This window comes from Tsukamurella pseudospumae, from assembly GCF_001575205.1.
Lineage (GTDB): Bacteria > Actinomycetota > Actinomycetes > Mycobacteriales > Mycobacteriaceae > Tsukamurella > Tsukamurella pseudospumae.
The window spans coordinates 1-18484 of the sequence record NZ_LSRE01000021.1; the positions used below are offsets into that span (position 1 = coordinate 1).

Genomic DNA, 18484 nt, shown 5'->3' on the forward strand with positions numbered 1-18484 from the left:
ACCGCCTCCTTGAGCCACCGGTAGTAGGGCTGTCTGGCGAGCTTGAGTACCCGGCACGTCACCGCCACGGGGATTCCGTCGGCGGCGAGCTCCTTCACGAGCGGGTAGAACCTTTTCCCGGCAGGTTCGCCTGCGACAGATACGCCGCCGCCCGTCGCAGGACCTCATTCTCCTGCTCCAACAACCGGATTCGCTTGTTGGCCTCCCGCAACTCCGCCGACTGCCCGCTCGTCATTCCGGGCTTGTTGCCGTCATCGACGTCGGCGCGACGCAACCACTTCTGCAACGTCATCTCATGGATCCCGAAGTCCTTCGCGATCTGCGCGAGCGTCACACCGCTCTCACGATCCCGGGCAACCCGGACCACATCGTCACGGAACTCCTGCGGATAAGGCTTAGGCACGATGGCCATCCTTCCAGGCCCACCCTCCCGGGCAAGCCAGATCAGATGTCACCTACCCGTGCACCAGTCCCGTGCGTGTTCGAACTGACGGGTTTGTAGCGTTCCGTAGGAGATCGTCGGGGATGGCTCGGCATGGCTTCCTGCCGCTGGCGGCCGACGTGCTGGCTTGAAGAGGGTTATGTCCTCCTCGGCGGTCTCCGATCACCTACTTGGCTCAACACAGGAACGTCTTCATCGTCGTATCGGATGCCGGTGCGGTGGTGGTGGGCTGGAAGTCGGAATGCCGGTGGTGGTTACCCCAATAGTGTTGTCCGCGTGAGTATGGCGGTCGTCGGCCGGGCCGCTGGGAGAGGCTTGGTGTTTGATGATCGTCATTGGTGTGGATCCGCATAAGTCGACGCATACGGCGACAGCGGTCGATTCGGGAACGAACAAGGATCTGGGGTCGTTGCGGATCTCCGCCGATCTGAACTCCTATCGCGAGTTGGTCAAGTGGGCGGGGCAATGGCCGGAGCGGATCTGGGCGGTGGAGAACGCTTCCGGGTTGGGGCATCACCTGACGCAGTGGCTCGTGAGCCAAGCGGAGGCGGTGGTGGATGTGCCGGCGACCGCGACGGCGCGGGTGCGGGAGCTCTCCCGAGGTGGGCGCCGAATCGACCTGGTCCGGCACAAGGGCCGGCTGACGAACCAGCTGCACGCACTCCTGCGCGAGCTGCTGCCAGGCGGCCTCGATCGCGCGTTCACGACGGAGGAGGCCTCGGATGCGCTCCGCAGGCTGACGCCGGCGTCCGGCGCGGATGCAATGCGCAAGGAGGTGGGGCTAGCAATCATCGGAGATCTGCGCAGGCTGCGCTTTCAGATCGATGACATCACCACCCGCATCGAGGTTGAGCTGAAGGCCTCGGGGACGAGCCTGTTGGAGATCGAGGGCGTCGGGACGATCACAGCGTGCCGGATCCTCTCCCGCACAGGCGACCCGGCCCGATTTCGGGATCAGTCCGCATTCGCCTCCTACGCCGGGACCGCGCCGATCGAGGTGGCCAGCGCCGACAAGCAACGACACCGCCTCTCCCGCGAGGGCGACAGGTCCTTGAACGCGGCCATCTACATCGTCGCCGTCACGCAAGCCCGCATGGCGGGCAGCGCCGGCAATGTCTACTATCGGCGGAAGCTAGACGAAGGTAAGACTTCCCGCGAGGCGATCCGATGCTTGAAGCGACAGATCGCGAAACGCTTGTGGCGCAAAATGATCAGCGATGCGGGAGAGGCCGCAGATGGATCTCGTAGCGTGTGCGTGCTGGTCGGTGCGGCCGGTGAGATCGCCAGCTTGAGCGACCGAGCGGCGCAGCGTTCGGAGATCGACCTGCGATCGACAACGTTTGTTCGCGACTAAACGGGACTCTACGACTTGTTCGATTTGGCCGCGCAGTCCGCTGTCATTCCCAGTAGGCGCGCCAGTCGAGTTCTTCGCGAATCTTTTCTTGGTGCAGCTGGTGAGATGCGGGTGTGAGCGCGACGTCGGGGTGTGGTTCGGCGAAGAAGTTGCCCTGGCCCCGGGCTGATTCGTGGGATCCGGTATCGATGTAGCAGTAGCCTTGCCCTGATAGAGACGCTGGGGATTCGGCGAGCCCGAGGTAGTGCAGTACGTTTCGGGCCACGGCGGCGGCGCCGTTCTTGGCGAAGATGGCGGCCTTGGGGAGGGGCCTGTTCGTGGGGGAGGTGACTGCGGAGAGGTCGCCGATCGCCCATACGCCGCGGTGTTCGGTGAGCACTGAAGCCCGGTCGACCGGAATCCATCCCGGTGTGTCCAGGGTCAGCGCGGGTTCGTGCGGCGGGACGAAGATCAGCAGGTCGAAGGTGACTTGCTCGCCGTTGGTGAAGTGCACGGTCTTGGTCTGATGATCTACTCGCTCGACCTGGTATCGCGGATGCAGGTCGATTCCCGAGGCTCTGACGCGCTCTGCGAGCTCCAATCCGACGTCGGGTCCGGCGGAGGGCATTGGCTGCGGTTCCGGGGTGTACACAGCGATATCTGTCTTGTCCCGCACGCCGCGTTCGGCCAGGAGATCTGCCGCGAGAAAGGCGCCCTCGTAGGGGGCGACGGGGCAGCGGAATGGCATCGATGCGACGAGGAAGACCAGTCGGCCGCCCGGGAACGCGGTCAGAGCGCGGTGGGCACGTGCGGCATCGGCGGTGGCGTAATAGTGCACGGCGACGCCTGCGTCGGCCGCCGCTAGGAGACCGGGCACTCGATGCGTCGCATTGCGGGCACCCAGCGCGAGTACGAGCGCATCGAAGTCCACGCGCTCGCCGTCGTCGAGGATGACGGTGCTGTTGGCGGCGTCGACACTGGAGATAGTGCTGCGCACCGTGCGAATTCCGGCGAGGTTCTTCTCAGACGGTCGGATGGGAACGCTCGCTGGCGTGCGCCAGCCTCGCATCACCCACGGCAGGGTGAAGCCAAGGTAGTGCTCGAAGTTCTCGTCGATCAAGGTGATGTCTGTGTTGTCGAGGGGAGTGCCGGATTCGCGCAACTCTTTGATCACGCTGAGTCCGCCGATTCCGGCGCCGGCGATGACGATCTTTTTGGCAGTCATGGTCTCGATTTGCTCCGTTCTCAGAGGTGGCTGTTACTGGGGTGTGGAAACCGTTGTATGGATGCGAAGGTCTTGACGGTGGAGAGTGTTTCGAGAGCGGTGAGAAGATCGTGTGCGTTGGTGGGGGCAGGTATCGCGGTGAGCACGGGGCCGTGGAAGACGGTCTCGCCGATCCCGATTAGGGGGCTTCCTGCGCTTTCGCCCGCGGCTTCTTGACTGAGCGTATGTGCATCGCGCACCGCGGCGTCGAGGGTCGGGTCGTCGATGCTCGAGATGTGGTGTGCGGGCAGTTCGAGCTCGAGTAGCATTTCGCACACTGACTGACCGTCGATCGTGGCGCCGTCTCGGTGGTACTGGTCGCTGAATGTTCGCAGGGCTTGCCACATCCGCTCGCTGTCTAGTGCGCGCTCCAGCGAGGCGAACAGTCTGCCCGCCGCTCGGGAATCCTGCATCCGCTTGCGGGCACGTTCGGGCAGTTCGCGTCCCTCGTTGAGGAGCGCCAAACTCATCAGCTTCCACTGCAGTTCGTTGGGATTGTCGACAGTGGCTAGCAGCCACTGTGCGGTGGTCCACGAATACGGGCACACCGGGTCCAGCCAGATCGTGAATGCGCGCCGTTGGTTCACTTGGTTCACTCGTAGATCCTTGAGTCGTTTTCCACTGGATTGATCGCTGATCGCATCAAGTCCGCCCGTAGCGGCTTACCTAGAACGCCCTTCCCGATTGCAGTCCCATCTTCTTGAGCAGTTCGGCGGCGGGGCAAAGTCCGGTGATGCTTGATTGGATCAGGTTTAGTGACACGAACCCCGGAAGGAGGAGCCACCAAGGTGAGACAGTGATGCTGAGGGCCACTCCGGTGAGGTTCAGTGTTCCGGCGAGGAGCAGGACTGCTTGGTCGATGTTGGGTTTGTGCATGCGGTGGGATCGTTTCGTGTCGTCGATGTGGTTGGGCGCGTGAACTAGAACCAGCGGCGTTTCGGGCGCGTGGTTGCGGGGTCGGAGTGGCCGGGGCACCAGTTTTCGGGTGGGACAGTGCGTCGGACGGCTTCGATGTGGCTGCCGCAGCCGGCCCAGGTGGTTTTGTCGCAGGTGCGGCAGCGGGTGGCGTGGCACATGGTGGTGTCGCTCCTAGCGGGGTGCGTTGTCGGGGTTGGTGAATCCGCGGAAGACGTCGTAGGCGCGGGCTCCGTGGATAGTGGCGGGGCCGCCGTGCATGAGGAAGGTCACGCCGATCGCTTCGGCGGCTTCTTGGTTCGTTGCGCCGGCGCGGGCTGCGGCTTGGCCGTGCGATGCGATGCAGCCGTCGCATCCTTCGACGACTCCGATGGCGAAGGCGATGAGTTCTTTGGTCTTGCGGTCGAGTGCGCCGTCCGCGAACGCCGCTGTACTCAGTTCGCCGAAGCCGGCGTAGACGTCGGGGATCGCTTTGCGCAGGTCCCGATGCTGCGGTTGTAGTCGCCGCAGGGTGGCCGCTCCTGATTCGGTGGAGTGATCGAGTGCTGTGGTTTCGGACTTGTCGGTCATGTTGGTGCTCCTGTTTCAGGGGTTAGTTGTTTCGGGGGTTAGTCGTGGGCGAAGCTGATGTTCGGCAGTATCCGGGCGAGCCATGTGGGGCAGGCCCATGCTGCGCGTCCTGCCAGGCGTAGTGCGACGGGGAGCAGGATCAGCCGGATGAGGAAGGTGTCGAGGAGAACGGCGACGCCGAGGATGACGCCCATCTCCTTCGGGGGCAGTGGGCCGGACAGGGCGAAGGTGAAGAAGACGGCGACCATGACGCCGCCGGCGGCGAAGATGACGCGACCGGAGTGGGCGACGGCTCCGATCATCGCTTCTTTCGGGTCACCGGAGCGTTCCCAGTGCTCCTTGGCGGACGAGAGCAGGAACACGGTGTAGTCCATAGCGATCGCGAAGATCATCGCGAAGAAGAACACCGGCGCCCATGCATCGAGGAAGCCCTGCGGTTCGAAGCCGAACAGGTTCGCGCCGATACCGTCCTGGAACACCAGGCGGGCCACACCGAACGCCGCTGCGGTGGACAGCAAGCTCACCACGGTGCCGATCAGGGCGATCAACGGTGCACGCAGCGCGACCAGCAGCAGCGCGAAGCCCAATAGGAGGACCACAGCGATCACTATCGGGGTGGAGGTGTCGAGTTGCGTCTTCAGGTCGAGATTCTCCACAGCGGCGCCGCCGACCAGGGTGCCGTCTGGAAGGTCGGAGCGGAGCCGGTCGACTGTCGCGCTCAGGCTTGGGTCGGAGGGGTCGAGCTTCGGGATCGCGGCGATCAGCGACAAGCCGCTGTCGTCGGTTGCGGCGACGGGCGGCATCGCGCCGGCGATTCCCGCATCAGCGGCCAGCACCTGCTGCGCCTGCGAGGCGGCGGAGGACGGGGTGATGATCTGCAGTGTTCCCGGAGCGCCGGGGCCGAAGGCCTGCTTGACCTGGTCGTAGCCGACTCGCGCGTTGGCATCGGACGGTAGCACTGCGATCGATGGCATCGCGGTCTTCAGTCCCGCCAGGGGGATCGACAGCGCGATCAGGATCGCCAACGCAGCGGCGCCCCACGCGAACGGGCGCTTCCACAAACGCTGCCCCCATCGCTCGAAGGCTGGTGAGCGGTGCTCACCGACTCGGGCCCACGGCAACGCCAGCGCGTTGATCCGTTTGTCGAGCTTGACTAGCACCAGCGGCAGCAGTGTCAGCGTTGCGGCGAGGACGAACACGACAGAGAGCATGATCCCGCCAGCCATTGACCGGAAGGACGGTGACGGCACGAGCATCACTGCGGACAGGGATATCAGTACGGTCGCCCCGGACAGCAGCACCGCCTTACCGGCGGTGTCCATGGTCTGCGCGATCGCCTCCCGTGGCGACACACCGTGCCCGAAGCGTGCCGCCCGGTACCGCACCACAAGGAACAACGCGTAGTCGATCCCCAGCGCGAGGGAGAACATCATCGCGAAGTTCATCGCCCAGATCGACACGGGCACGATCTCATTGATCAGGACCAGCGCACCGGCCGAGGCAACCAGCCCGGCTAACGTGAGCAGCAGCGGCAGGCCTGCGGCGACCAGGGTGCCGAAGGCGATCACCAGGATTGCGAGGGTCACGGGCCACGACAGCATCTCCGAGGTGAGCATCGCCTCCAGGTTCGCCGCGTTGAAGTCCGACCACAGCACCGACGAGCCGGTCGGATTCACCGACACCGCATCCGTCGAGAGCGCACTGAGCGGTCCCTTGAGATCGGTCGCCGCCCGGACCATCTCGTTCGTATCGGCTCCGGCGCTGGCGAGGACGATCGCCGTCTTACCATCGGCGCTCAAAGTTGCGCCCGGCTGTGGCGCCACAACCTGCGCGATCCGCGGATCCGCCTTCAGCTCCGAGGCCACCCGCTCGAGGATCTGAGGTCCTTGACCTTCGGTCAATGGTGCGGTGTCGCTGTGCACGACCACCTGGATTGCGTGACTGGCGTTGCCACCGAAATGTTGCTGCGCCAGCTCCCGCACCTGCACCGACTGCGAACCGTCGGCCTGCCAGCCCGCGCCGGAGAGATTCTTCTCCACAAACGGCGCGAAGATCCCCAGCCCCACCACCAACAGCACCCATACCGCCGTGATGCCCCGGCCATGCTCGCTGACCCATACGCCAACGCGTCCCAGCGCGCCGGTCGATTGCGACCTCGTCGCACCGGGCGCCAATTTCGGCGCATCTCCGACTGTCTCTGCCATGCCACAACTCCTCGGATAACCCCCTAGGGGGATGATGGTTGCACCGAAGCTAACATCCCCCTGGGGGGTTATGCAATACTAGGTGTGCTGGCCCCTCAGGTACTCGAGAAAGATGAGCCCATGAACGAATTCACGATGACCCGGTCACTCCCGACGCCGTACGCGCAGGCCGTGGCGCAGGTGCGGGAAGGGTTGGCGCGCGTCGGATTCGGGATCCTCACCGAGATCGACATCGCCGCCACCCTCAAGACGAAGCTCGGCGTCGACGTGCCGGCGAAATTGATCCTCGGCGCATGCCGGCCGCAGCTCGCGCATCAAGCGCTACAGGCAGATCCACGGGTCGCCACCCTGCTGCCCTGCAATGTCGTCGTCAGCGCAGACGGTGAAGGCTCCGTCGTTGAGATCATGAACCCCGACGTGATGCCGGGATTCACCGGTACCCCCGCTCTCAAGGCTGTCGCTACAGAAGCCCGGGAGCTCCTCACCGCCATGCTCGACGCACTCACCGACGGCGGTGCCCAGTGAAAATCCCAGAGCAAGCCGCCAAGCCGATCCTCACCAGACTCAAGCGCGCACACGGCCACCTCGCCACCGTCATCAGAATGCTCGAAGACGGCCAAGACTGCGAAGACGTCCTTACCCAACTCGCCGCCGTCAACAAAGCCCTCGGACGCAGCGGCTACGCCCTCGTCGCCACCGGCCTTCAGCACTGCATGAGCACCGAAGGGCCTGACAACGTCGACCAACAGAAGCTAGAAAAACTCTTCCTAGCCCTTGCCTAGGCTGCGCGGACGCCTTGTCGGTTCCTGAGGGTCTGCTGAAGTCAGCAGAAGCGTCGAGACGTCCCAGACTCTATTTTCGAGTTCTGCGGGCTGTTGACAAACACACAGGAACCCTCGCTAGTCGCTCGGGTTCAGCTGACGAACTGCAGCGATCACCCTTCGCCCGTGCGTGGTCAGCTTCATGGGGCGGTTGCGCTCCGCGCGCTCGAACAACGCGCCGCCAGTTTCGCGTTCGAGCCTGAGGAACTGGCTGGTGAGAGTGGCTTGGCTGGTCCCCAGAGCGCGTGCTGCTTCGGTCAGTGTCGGAAACGTCGACGCTGCTTCTGCGCGCGCCAGCCGATCGCGGCCCCCCTGCGCTGCAGCCGCTGTGCGCAGGATCGGTGGGACTGCTTCCGCGGAGGCTGCGGCGGCGAGAGCTGAGCTGTGGCTTGGGCCGCCGCGCGGTCGCATCGGGATCTCGTACTTCGTGGCCCACCGCGCCAGGTTCGGTGTGCTCATGCCAAGCTGGCGGGCCAGGTCAGGGAGGGCCCGCCTGTTTGTGACGTACTCCTGGTAGAGCCAGTCGCGGTCAACGTGGATCTTCGTGCGCTGGGTTGCTGGAATAGTGGAGATCTCATAGTCCGCGAGGAGCCGACTGACGGTCTGGCGACTGACGCCCACTTGGCCGGCGATCTGACGAAGCGTCAGCCGGTCGCGGTGATAGAGCTTGCTAAGAGTTTCGGGGGGTAGTTGTGCCCGAGCGTGAGCGTACTGCCGCCGTCCGGTGTCCATCGGCAGCGGATTGGTGATCAGTTCGAGGCGAACGGCCTCGCCTGTGGTGCCGAGTTCACGTGCAGCGGCGCCCAGCGGTAGGTCACGTTCCCGGATCAGACTTCGGAGGCGATGGCGATCGATCTCACCTGGACGAGCGCCGGGCAGGTCGAGGTCGGCGAGGAGCTGATCAGGGGGTTCCCAACTTAGCGGCTCATTGTCGATACCTGCGGCGCAGAGGAATCGGCGTCCGTAGTCCAGTAACTCGTCTCGGAGTTCAGGGGTGAGGTATCGGGGGAAGGCTGCGATCCTTGCCAGCAGATCAGGCGACCCTTCCACCGTTGGGACACAGGAGAGTTCCTCGCGGAGGAACGCTCGCGCAGCCGATGAGCTTTGGGGTAGCGTCCCTGTGCACTTGGCGATTCGCCTCCATTCATGCTCTGGGAGCAATTCGGAGTAGTCGATTGAGCGACGGCGCCGATAGTCGATCGGCGTGCCTTGCTCGACCACGTAGTCCGCGATGCGGATCAGGCCTGTGCACACATCACCCCAGTTCGGATCTGCGTGCAGAATCTGGAGAAACCGCGATAGAGCGTGCCCTCGTATGTGTGCTCCGGCCTGTTGCCCCGCAGCGGTGAGATTCATTCGGGTACCCACCAATTGAATCGCCGCAGACAGCGCCAGGCGCATCATCGTGCGCCTGGTGGCGGGCGCTGTGAACGGCAAGCTGGTTGAGGCCCAGAACTGGGTCGGAGTGTGACGCGCGAGCAAGTCCCCGCGCTCGTGGCCAGTGATCAAGGTAGGAAGGGCACTGCGCGTGCGGTAGCGGAGCTGATCGGACGGGTCCAGCATCGGGGCTAGGGCAGCGAGTTGGATGCCGGTCAGGACTGGAGATATTCGCGTTCCCCAGCCGATGTTCGTCGGTTGAACAGTGAGGCCAGCATCTCGCGCCGATATTACCAACCACCGCAGGTAGTCAGCTGCGGTTGCAATGTCCGGGCGATTCAGGACAGCTATTGCCGTACTCGCGGCTATCGCTGCGGTGACCGCTCTAGCCGGCGCTTCAAGAGCTGGCTTCGTCCGACTCGCTCTGACCTGTTCGGATCGTTCCCCTCTCGGTTCAGCGGATTCCGTACGATACGCGGCAGCCAGGTCAGAACCGACTCGCATGGTGATTTCTTCATCGGTGGCGTAGGACAGCACGCGACCACCGACGGCGCGGATATCGGCAAGTGCGGAACCGACGGACTGAGGATGCTGTCTGTAGACCCCGAACCGTGCGATGCCGTCATCGATGATGCGGTCGATGACCGCCTGTGCTCCAAGCGCTGGGTGTGCGGCAGGAAGGCTGACCACTTCGGCGGTCGTGAGATCGGCTCCGCACCTCTGGGATTCGCGCCCTATCCCGCCTTCTTGCGCCGGGGCCGCGCATCGCCCGATGGCGGGGATGCAGTGGCCAGGAAGTGGGCTATGTCTCGGGGTGCGACGGCAGCGTGGACACTCGTCGGCGAGCAAGCAACTGTGCTCGATGCAGGCGAAAGACCACCCTAGGCGCCATTCGAGCTTCCACCTGCCACCATTGCTGCTGAGGCAGTGGGGGCAGAAGCGGGATCCGGTCCGCCGGGTCCACGCAACGTCGCGGCGGAGGCGTCGAGAGTCCTGGTCAATGCACAGTGCAGTCCCGTTGAACCGGGTGAGTGTCATCTGCGGGTGGTCGGCCTCGCTGCCGGTCGCGGCGCGTAGGTTGGTCGCCTCCGTATCAGTGAGTGCGATCGTCCACGACGGGTACCCACCACCTGCAGGAGCGGGGAGGCCGACCGCGTCGAGAAGGTCTCCCCACGCCGTATTGGTGCGGGCAGCGATCGCTTCGAGCCACGAGTCGATCGCTTCGCCGGGCATCGGTTGAAGCCGGATGGGAAGCGATCGGACGGTTGTCATCCTGCCTTGCCGATGCGAGTTCGTAGACGCCCGTTCTCGAATGCCTGGCGCAGTTCCTCGCGGGCCCTTTCCGAGGCCTCGTCGATCCTGACGCGGTCGAGCAGTTCCTCGTCGAGGCACTCATGTCCCGTCCGCACCGCCCGTTGGCAGCCTCGGTTGATCAGAGTCATCAGTGAGCCGATCTGGCCGGTGCAGCGGGCGTACAGGTAGTCGGAGAGGTCATCGGCGATCATGCCCGGGTACTTGTCTGTGAGGACCACCCGTTGTTCGATCGCTTTGAGCGTCTGGCGCCACGCTCTGCGACCGGTGTCGTTGGTGACGCTGAACGGATCCATTGTCAGCCGGGTTGTGCGCCTTCCGGTCTGCGCGAGGAGGGCATCGCGGTCACTGCTGCCTTCTGAGAACAGCCCCCGCGCTTCGAGACCGACGCCAGCGAAGGTCACCGTCAACGGGAACTCGTTGGCGATGTACTTGAAGTGGTTGCTTACTTCCACACCAGAGGTGGATTGCAGCCGTAGAAAGTGCAGGTCGTCGACGATGAGGATCTTCGTCTCGCACGCAAGTACGCAGTCCAGGGCTCGGTGGGCAAATTCGGCTGCATTGCCTCGGCGACTGCCCGGGTGGGCGTAGAAGGCGAGCATGGCCCGGTTGAATTCTCGTAGTCCAGTGTTGCCGGTCAACCCGACCCGGCACACCGGCCAGCGCTCATGGCCGTCCTCAGTCCTGGTGCCGTTCTCGGCTACTTCGCGGCGGTGGAATGCACGGGCGAAGCTCAGCACTGCGGTGGTCTTGCCAAGTCCGGGTACTGCATCGATCGCGACGGCACCTTTGGGTTTGTCCCCATCCTGGGCATTGGAGTCGATGACATCCCAGAGGTTTTCGTGCACATCTACCAGTTGTCGCGTTTTCAGTGGCCCGAGATTCGCGTGCCATTCGCGGCGCTCACGGTCGTAGTCCGTGCGTTCTCTATCGGTCAGCGCTTCAAGCTCGTCGCGAGTCAATACCTGTGGCGGAACACGGGCTGGAGTGTTGACGAAGTGCAGCCATCCCTCCTTCCGCGCGAGCGTCAGGTTATCCAGTGTCGGCGCAGTCTCGGTCACACATCCTCCAAAGCATCGGAGTAGAAGTCGTCAGTGTCTTCCTGGTCGAACCGGTCGTCGTCGCCCTCCTCTCCCGCATAGTCCAGACTGCGATCGGGTGGGGTGGCTTCGGCTTCCGGATCTGATTCGTCTTGGCCGGGAGTGGTCGCGAGGACGCGGGCGACTGATGGCAGCTCACTCACGCCGGGTTCGCCCGGTTGCTGTTGCGACAGTTCACTTTCTCGTGCCATCCTCAATGCGATGCGGCGCTCAACCCGAGTGGATCCCAGGCCGACGTTCCATCGCTCCAGAAGGTCGGCTACTGCCAGGCGGTCATTCGGGAATCGGTACTTCGATGCCGCGAGCTTCCTGGCGTAGAGCAGGGCATCCTCGCTGAACGGCATGTCGATCGCTGGGGCGTGCTCCCACACCAGTGGGTGCCAGATCCGATCATCCGGGCGCCGGAAGTAAACCTTGGTGATGTCGTCCGGATCGCAGTGGATCGGCCACCGCCCTCTGGCCTCACCGGTTAAGCCGCTTGCGAGATTGCGGTACCCGTTGAGTCCCTCTCCGTTGTAGCGTCGGCCGCCGATCTCGACACCGTAGTGAAGGATCTTCCGCCACGCGGGCTTGAGGAACTCGAAGGCAAGGTCTGGATCGCGGGGTGCTTCGATGTACCCGGCGCGCGCGACACCGTGCTCGAACATCGCGGCCGGCGACATGCGCAGGCCCGGGACCTGTGGGTCGAGCAGGCTCGAGTGCTGTCGGTGGTGGTAGACCTGCGCGATCCATTCTCGGATGATGCGCTCGAGTTCGTCGATGTAGAAGAACGCCTCGCCCTCGGGATTCTCTCCGCGGGAGTGGACATCCGGTCCCTTGTATCCCGGCAGTGCTTGCAGCAGATCTTCGCGGATGGTGCGAAAGAACCGCTCAACCGGCCCTTTATCGCGGCCAGTCCGCAGCCGGGCAGGCTGCACCGAGATTCCGAAGCGTTGGCACACACTCATCATGTGATGCGACAGATAGACCTTGCCGTGATCGACCACCAAGGTCTCAGGGACAATTGCTGGTCCCGCCGCCGCGTCGGTCGGTCTTTCCGCGGACACATCGACCAGCACCGACCGTGGAACTCCGTGGGCCGGCCACACCGCATAATCCGGCCAGTCCTCCCCGGCCGGACGGGGGCAGAAGACCTCATACATCACGGACGCAACATCAACAGACTTGGTAGAAACCGGAGTAAGGCGGAGACCGGTGATACAGCGGGTGTACCAATCCATCGCAACAGTCAGCTCAACCTGCACCCACCGCAACGTCAGTGGGTCGAGGCCAAAGACATCCAGCCTGGTGGTGTCCATCAACATGTACTCACCCGGCCTGGTCGGACGAAGCTTGCCGTACACACCATCCGGACGCTCAGCGATGTCGCGGTTTCTCTTAGCCGACAGACGGAACGTAGGGTAACGCTTGTCGAGCTCCTTCACGACGCGGAATGCATTGGTACGAGATGGGATCGCGACAACACCGTCCCCGTACCGCGCCTGCACCCGTGCATCAGTGCGGTCTATCACCATCGTTCGGGAGGGCTTCGATTCCGTGGCATGCTCGACCATGACCTCGACCGCGGTTTCCGTCCACCGCTTATCGACTGACGGAAATGGATCCTCCTCTTTGCTTCGCCGGGCATCGACCAGTCCCGCTGGCCCAAGTGTGCGGAATTTCGACACCCACCGCTCCACGGAACGCACACTCACGTCAAGTTCTCGGGCCTTCGATGCGTAGCGGTCTGTAAGTGGACGGTCGGGCGAGAACTCTGCCCTGGGTTCTCCCTTGGCTGCCGTCTCCTCGTTGCCAGATCTGTATCCGGTCAGTACTTCTCGTACGTGACCCGCGCGGTCCGTTACCTGCTGCAGTTCGGCCGCCGACAGCACGCTGAGAATGACACCGGCAGACTCACGCAAGTCGCTACTCGCAACGCCCGCGTCGGTCGGGATGATTCGGCCACGGGCTGACGCCAGCAGTTCCACGAGAGCGATTCGCATGTATTGGCCCGCCGCGCCTCTCCCCAATACCTCGACGTTACCCCTAGGCGCGGCGAGTTCCACGATCTCGAACACTTCGCCGTCGTACACGTACCGGCTGCCGACCCCAACTCGCTCCGAGCTGCTCACGACACGCTCCCGATCTGAGTTCTATTGGTCATCACAGTGTCAACATCGATGTGCAAGCGATGTCGCCATATCAGGTGCAGGGTCGCCGCCCGCACTAGCGCACTAGGCCGATCTGGAAACTGATCGATCAGGTTCCCGATCGTCATTCCCTCATGTGCAGCCCGGTGTACCGCGTCGCAATACTCAGAGGAGATACCTTCTTCACGGCGGTAGCCAGCGAGGAACCTGATATTGGCGGCCCGCGGCAACGGCGGTTCCGAAGCGACGTCATACCGCCATCCGCGCGATTCCACAACCTCGCGGGTCCACTCCAAAACCTCAGCAACGCCACGATTCTGAAGACGCTGTGCTGGCTTCACGTCGACGACGACTGGGCCGGAATCAGTATCAAGAAGGAAATCAGGAACGTGACGCCGCTCGGTACCGTTGACCTCCGCCACGAGAAGAAAGGGCTGCGCGACGATGCCACGGACTCGTTCATCGAAGTCCGCAAGCATCAAATTGGCGAGTTCTAAGCGGGACTCATAAATCACCAAGTCGCGCACTGTAGCCGACCAGTACCAACCCGAGTAGTGCTTTTGTCCTCTGTACCAGCGGAAGGTTCGCCACGGTGCAGCAGCACGAAGATCCTCCACCGCAGCTGACGACCACGCAACACTCCGCTCAGAGAGGTCACCGCCGCGGCGGAACGAGACGTTTACCGCGGCCCCCGTGAGTTGGTCGGGCGACATGCCCTGACGGTGCCACCTCAGACTTCAGATCCAGGGAGTTCGCTCGGCGTGTCCCAAACAGGTGGCGGATCCGACAACCGTCCGACATGTAGCGTGGGATTCCGACACGCAATCTGGGATCCTACACAGCGACGATCAGCCCTTGGCCATGTCCACGAAGCGGGAGTAGTGCAGCTGGTGGGCCACGGTGATGGTGGCGGTGGGGCCGGCGCGGTGCTTGCCGAGGATGAAGTCGGCCTCACCGGCGCGGGGATCGTCGCGCTCGTATGCGTCGGGACGGTGGACCAGGACGACCATGTCGGCGTCCTGCTCGAGCGAGCCGGACTCGCGGAGGTCGGCCACCTGGGGCTTCTTGTCGGTGCGCTGCTCGGGACCACGGTTGAGCTGTGCGACGGCGATGAGCGGGACCTCGAGCTCCTTCGCGAGCAGCTTGAGCTGCCGGGAGAACTCGGAGACCTCCTGCTGGCGGGACTCGACCTTCTTGCCCGAGGTCATCAGCTGCAGGTAGTCGATGACGATGAGCTTGAGGTCGTGCCGCTGCTTGAGCCGGCGGGCCTTGGCCCGGATCTCCATCATCGTGAGGTTCGGCGAATCGTCCACGAACAGCGGCGCCTCGGAGATCTCCGACATGCGGCGCGCCAGGCGGGTCCAGTCGTCGTCGGACATCTTGCCCGAGCGCATGTCGGCGAGCTTGATCCGCGCCTCCGCGGAGAGCAGACGCATGACGACCTCGGTCTTGCTCATCTCGAGGCTGAACAGCACGCCGGGCATGTGGTGCTCGACGGTGCAGGAGCGCAGAACATCCAGGGCCATCGTCGACTTACCGGCACCGGGGCGCCCGGCCACGATGATCATCTGCCCCGCGTGCAGGCCGTTGGTCAGCGCGTCGAAGTCGGTGAACCCCGTGGGCACGCCCATGCTGACGCCGCCGCGCGAGGCGATCGCGTCGATCTCGTCCATCGTGGGCTGCAGCAGCTCCTCGAGGATCACGTAGTCCTCGGAGGCCTTGCGCTCGGTGACGTCGTAGACGGCCGCCTGCGCGCGGTCGACCACCTCGGCGACATCGGCACCGTCGGACCCCGAGTAGCCGTACTGGACGATCCTGGTCCCGGCCTCGACGAGCCGCCGCAGGATGGCCTTCTCCGCGACGATCTCGGCGTAGTACCCCGCGTTCGCGGCGGTCGGCACCGTGGAGATCAGGGTGTGCAGGTACGGGGCGCCGCCGACGCGCTTGAGTTCGCCCTTGCGGTCGAGCGTGGCGGAGACGGTGACCGCATCGGCGGGCTCACCGGCGCCGTAGAGGTCCAGGATCGCGTCGTACACCGACTGGTGCGCGGGCCGGTAGAAGTCACCCGGACTGAGCACCTCGAGCACATCGGCGATGGCGTCCTTGGACAGCATCATGGCGCCCAGTACGGACTGCTCGGCGGCGATGTCCTGCGGGGGCTGGCGGCCGAAGTCCTCGGGCGGCGGACCGTCGGGAGTGGGCTCCGAGCGCTTCGCGGGCCCCGGAGTGAACTCCTGCTCGTCCGTGACCGACACCGCGCACCCGCCTCTCCTCGCACCCGCACCCGCCCGAGGGCGGCGGCGGACTCACCAATGCTCACTACAGGTCTAGCGCGGACCACTGACAGGTTCCTGGAGGACTCCCGCACGGGCGCGCGACCGACGCACGTGAACGCTAAGCCCTCCGGTCACCGTCGCAAACTCCACCTGTGGACGAACCTGTGCACTTCCTGTGCACGGCGCGCGTTCAGGGTGGGGACATCGGTGTGGACCGATGGGGAAAACTTGTGGAAACCCGTGACGACGGATCGGGCCACCGCAGGTCAGGTCGGGTACACCCGCGTCCCCACCCTGTGGATCGAAGTTCCCCCGCGTGTCGCACTGAACTCACATTCGGGCGTGTCGTCAGTACACCCGTCATCGGCAGGCAGGCAAAACCACCCCTCGTTGTTACCCGCCGGTCACCCACCGCGCCCCCTACCTGCACGAACACGTCACCGGGCTCGCACGCACCTTCTCCGGGTCACCCGCGACGCGTACTCTTGTCCGAGCATTGACGACTGCGGAAGGACACACCGATGAACACCTCCACGATCTCGACGCGCACAGCCGGCGTCGCGGTCGCGCTCGCGGCTGCCGCCACGTTCGCCATCGGACCCGCCACGGCCGCGCCCGCGCCCGCACCCAAGCCGAAGCCGAAGCCCGCCTCGGTGACGGCCACCTGCTCGAGCGCGAACCCGATGTTCACCCTCGGGGGCGATCAGCTCGCGTGGAAGGTCACGGTCACCGTCGGCGGCCCCGGGCAGATCCTGGTCTCCGCGACGGGCAGCGCGGGCTACCGCGACTTCGTCCTCAGCCAGTTCGCGTCGAACGGCTCGCTGTCCTGGAACAACACCTCGACCGGCAAGTTCGGCACCGCCAAGGTGAGCGGCGTCGGCGCGTCCCCCACACTGAACAAGACGCCCGTGACGACCGGCAAGGGCTCCGTCACCTTCAACATGGTGATCAAGGCGGGCGCCGGCTCGGAGTGGATCGGCACCCAGACCAGCACGCCGTGCGTGGGCACGATCACCGTCTGATCGCCCCGTAGACGCGAAAGAACCCCACTGCCCGAGGGCGGTGGGGTTCTCTCGTACGTGGAGCTACTGCGCCGCGACGGTGAGCGCGAACTTCGCGCGGACATCGGGGTGCAGGGCGACGACCACCGGGAACGAACCCGTGGACTTGATGTGGCCCTCGGGCAGCTCGATGCTGCGCTTGTCGACGACGGGGCCGCCGGCGGCCTTGAGCGCGGCGGCGACGTCGGCGGCGGTGACCGAGCCGAACAGCTTGCCCGACTCCGCGGTCTTCACGGTCAGCGAGACGGCGGCGAGGCCCTCGATGGCCTGCTTGAGCTCGTTGGCGTGATCGAGGCCGCGCACGCGCTTGGCCTCCTGGCTGCGGCGGATGCCCTCGACCTGCTTCTCGGCACCACGGGTGGCGACGATGGCCAGGCCGCGGGGCAGCAGGTAGTTACGGCCGTAGCCGTCCTTGACCTCGACGGTGTCGCCGGGGGCGCCCAGGTTGTCGACGTCGGCGGTGAGGATGAGCTTCATTTCTTCATCCCTCCTTAGCGGGTCGTCGACGTGAACGGCAGCAGGGCCACCTCACGCGCGTTCTTGACGGCGATCGCGATGTCGCGCTGGTGCTGGACGCAGTTGCCCGTCACGCGACGGCTGCGGATCTTGCCCCGCTCCGACAGGAACCGACGCAGCAGCGTGGTGTCCTTGTAGTCGATCTTGGTGTTCTTCTCCTTGCAGAACGTGCACGCCTTGGCCTTGACGGCCTTCTCGACGCGCGCCTTCCGGCCATTGCCCTTACCGGCCATGGTGTTGGTACTCCTTGATGAGGTCTACTTCGGCTCCCGGCGGACCGGGGATGCCTTCACAGTGTTCGATCCCGGGATCAGAACGGCGGATCGTCGTTGCCGCCGCCGAAGCTGCTCCCGGCCGCGGGGGCACTGCCCCACGGATCATCTGCGGGCTGGTTCTGGCGCGGAGCCTGCTGGGCCGGCTGCTGGCTGTAACCGCCACCGCCGCCCTGACCGCCGCCACCGAAACCGCCGCCGCCACCGCCGCGCTGCGTGCGCGTCGGCTTCGCCGTCGCGTACTTGAGGGAGGGGCCGATCTCGTCGACCTCGAGTTCCACCACCGTGCGCTTGTTGCCCTCACGATCGTCGTAGGACCGCTGCTTGAGCCGGCCCGAGACGATGACGCGAGTGCCCTTCGTGAGCGACTCGGCGACGTTCTCCGCCGCCTCGCGCCAGATGTTGCAGCGCATGAACAGTGCCTCGCCGTCCTTCCACTCATTGGAATTCCGGTCGAAGGTCCTGGGCGTGGACGCGACGGTGAAGTTGGCCACCGCTGCACCCGACGGGGTGAAGCGCAGCTCCGGGTCCGCCGTGAGGTTTCCGATGACCGTGATGACCGTCTCGCCTGCCATGGTGTTTCTCCCTGCTTGTAGTACGGCTAGTTCTGCCGCAGCACCTTAGTGCGAAGCACCGACTCGTTCAGCTTGAGCTGACGATCGAGCTCGTTCACGGTGGCGGGCTCGGCGGTCAGATCGATCACCGCGTAGATGCCCTCGGCGTTCTTGGAGATCTCGTAAGCAAGACGGCGCTTGCCCCAGATGTCGACGTTCCCGATCGATCCGCCGTCCTTGCGGATCACGTTCAGGAAAGTCTCCAGCGAGGGCGCGACGGTGCGCTCATCCAGGCTCGGATCCAGGATCACCATCAGTTCGTAATTACGCATGGGCTTT

General features: G+C 64.6%; 18 protein-coding genes and 2 pseudogenes. 4 read left to right on the plus strand and 16 right to left on the minus strand.

The window, feature by feature from the left end; translation table 11 throughout:
- Positions 1-403: pseudogene (locus tag AXK61_RS15255) on the minus strand (helix-turn-helix domain-containing protein); the annotation flags it as partial.
- A 364-nt stretch (positions 404-767) separates the two neighbouring features.
- Here AXK61_RS15255 and AXK61_RS15260 point away from each other — a divergent pair.
- Positions 768-1796 (plus strand): transposase, encoded by a 1029-nt coding sequence (locus tag AXK61_RS15260; protein WP_068746141.1) that lies wholly within the window; start codon positions 768-770, stop codon positions 1794-1796.
- 43 nt (positions 1797-1839) lie between these two features.
- Here AXK61_RS15260 and AXK61_RS15265 read toward each other — a convergent pair whose 3' ends face one another.
- From AXK61_RS15265 to AXK61_RS15280, 5 genes are all read right to left on the minus strand, one after another.
- Positions 1840-3000 carry an NAD(P)/FAD-dependent oxidoreductase gene (locus AXK61_RS15265; RefSeq protein ID WP_068746143.1) on the minus strand — a complete coding sequence of 387 codons (1161 nt, stop codon included), beginning with the start codon at positions 2998-3000 and terminating at the stop codon, positions 1840-1842.
- Between the two features lie 20 nt (positions 3001-3020).
- Entirely contained in the window at positions 3021-3635 is a 615-nt protein-coding gene (locus AXK61_RS15270) for a DsbA family protein (protein ID WP_082789366.1), read from the minus strand.
- Between the two features lie 70 nt (positions 3636-3705).
- The gene (locus AXK61_RS24440; protein ID WP_082789367.1) at positions 3706-3915 is read right to left on the minus strand and encodes a YgaP family membrane protein; all 210 of its coding nucleotides are present in this window, start codon (positions 3913-3915) and stop codon (positions 3706-3708) included.
- A gap of 213 nt (positions 3916-4128) precedes the next feature.
- Positions 4129-4524: a carboxymuconolactone decarboxylase family protein gene (locus AXK61_RS15275; protein WP_082789368.1), complete on the minus strand. Its 396-nt coding sequence runs from the start codon at positions 4522-4524 to the stop codon at positions 4129-4131.
- 38 nt (positions 4525-4562) lie between these two features.
- Positions 4563-6728 (minus strand): MMPL family transporter, encoded by a 2166-nt coding sequence (locus AXK61_RS15280; protein WP_082789369.1) that lies wholly within the window; start codon positions 6726-6728, stop codon positions 4563-4565.
- 120 nt (positions 6729-6848) lie between these two features.
- On the opposite strand from AXK61_RS15280, the gene AXK61_RS15285 reads away from it, so the two are divergent.
- Together AXK61_RS15285 and AXK61_RS15290 are read left to right on the plus strand one after the other, a co-directional pair.
- Positions 6849-7253: a DUF302 domain-containing protein gene (locus AXK61_RS15285; RefSeq protein ID WP_068746150.1), complete on the plus strand. Its 405-nt coding sequence runs from the start codon at positions 6849-6851 to the stop codon at positions 7251-7253.
- A complete protein-coding gene (locus tag AXK61_RS15290) occupies positions 7250-7510 on the plus strand; it encodes a metal-sensitive transcriptional regulator (RefSeq protein WP_068746151.1) in 261 nt (86 codons plus the stop codon). The genes AXK61_RS15285 and AXK61_RS15290 overlap by 4 nt, the downstream gene beginning before the upstream one ends.
- A 117-nt stretch (positions 7511-7627) precedes the next feature.
- Here AXK61_RS15290 and AXK61_RS25730 read toward each other — a convergent pair whose 3' ends face one another.
- The 6 genes and pseudogenes from AXK61_RS25730 to dnaB all read right to left on the minus strand — a co-directional run bounded on the left by AXK61_RS25730 (position 7628) and on the right by dnaB (position 15721).
- Complete coding sequence (locus AXK61_RS25730; RefSeq protein WP_231855562.1) at positions 7628-8953, minus strand: helix-turn-helix domain-containing protein; 1326 nt, start codon at positions 8951-8953, stop codon at positions 7628-7630.
- A gap of 828 nt (positions 8954-9781) precedes the next feature.
- Positions 9782-10198: pseudogene (locus tag AXK61_RS26060) on the minus strand (TniQ family protein); the annotation flags it as partial.
- Complete coding sequence (locus AXK61_RS15300; RefSeq protein WP_068746153.1) at positions 10195-11298, minus strand: AAA family ATPase; 1104 nt, start codon at positions 11296-11298, stop codon at positions 10195-10197. The gene AXK61_RS15300 and the pseudogene AXK61_RS26060, both read right to left, overlap by 4 nt.
- Positions 11295-13448, minus strand: a complete 2154-nt coding sequence (locus AXK61_RS15305; RefSeq protein WP_068746155.1) for a helix-turn-helix domain-containing protein — start codon at positions 13446-13448, stop codon at positions 11295-11297. The genes AXK61_RS15300 and AXK61_RS15305 overlap by 4 nt, the downstream gene beginning before the upstream one ends.
- Positions 13445-14179, minus strand: a complete 735-nt coding sequence (locus AXK61_RS24445; RefSeq protein WP_231855563.1) for a TnsA-like heteromeric transposase endonuclease subunit — start codon at positions 14177-14179, stop codon at positions 13445-13447. Before AXK61_RS24445 ends, AXK61_RS15305 begins: the two co-directional genes overlap by 4 nt.
- 135 nt (positions 14180-14314) lie before the next feature.
- On the minus strand, positions 14315-15721 hold the full coding sequence (gene dnaB / locus AXK61_RS15315) for a replicative DNA helicase (RefSeq protein ID WP_068570219.1): 1407 nt from the start codon (positions 15719-15721) through the stop codon (positions 14315-14317).
- 542 nt (positions 15722-16263) lie between these two features.
- Here dnaB and AXK61_RS15320 point away from each other — a divergent pair.
- On the plus strand, positions 16264-16764 hold the full coding sequence (locus tag AXK61_RS15320; RefSeq protein WP_068746158.1) for a hypothetical protein: 501 nt from the start codon (positions 16264-16266) through the stop codon (positions 16762-16764).
- 63 nt (positions 16765-16827) lie between these two features.
- On the opposite strand, the gene rplI is transcribed toward AXK61_RS15320, so the two are convergent.
- From rplI to rpsF, 4 genes are all read right to left on the minus strand, one after another.
- A complete protein-coding gene (gene rplI, locus AXK61_RS15325; RefSeq protein WP_068570216.1) occupies positions 16828-17280 on the minus strand; it encodes a 50S ribosomal protein L9 in 453 nt (150 codons plus the stop codon).
- Between the two features lie 14 nt (positions 17281-17294).
- Positions 17295-17552: a 30S ribosomal protein S18 gene (rpsR, locus tag AXK61_RS15330; protein ID WP_068746160.1), complete on the minus strand. Its 258-nt coding sequence runs from the start codon at positions 17550-17552 to the stop codon at positions 17295-17297.
- A 77-nt stretch (positions 17553-17629) separates the two neighbouring features.
- Positions 17630-18166, minus strand: a complete 537-nt coding sequence (locus tag AXK61_RS15335; RefSeq protein ID WP_068570215.1) for a single-stranded DNA-binding protein — start codon at positions 18164-18166, stop codon at positions 17630-17632.
- 26 nt (positions 18167-18192) lie between these two features.
- Positions 18193-18477 carry a 30S ribosomal protein S6 gene (gene rpsF / locus AXK61_RS15340; protein ID WP_068746162.1) on the minus strand — a complete coding sequence of 95 codons (285 nt, stop codon included), beginning with the start codon at positions 18475-18477 and terminating at the stop codon, positions 18193-18195.
- Positions 18478-18484 lie beyond the last annotated feature (7 nt).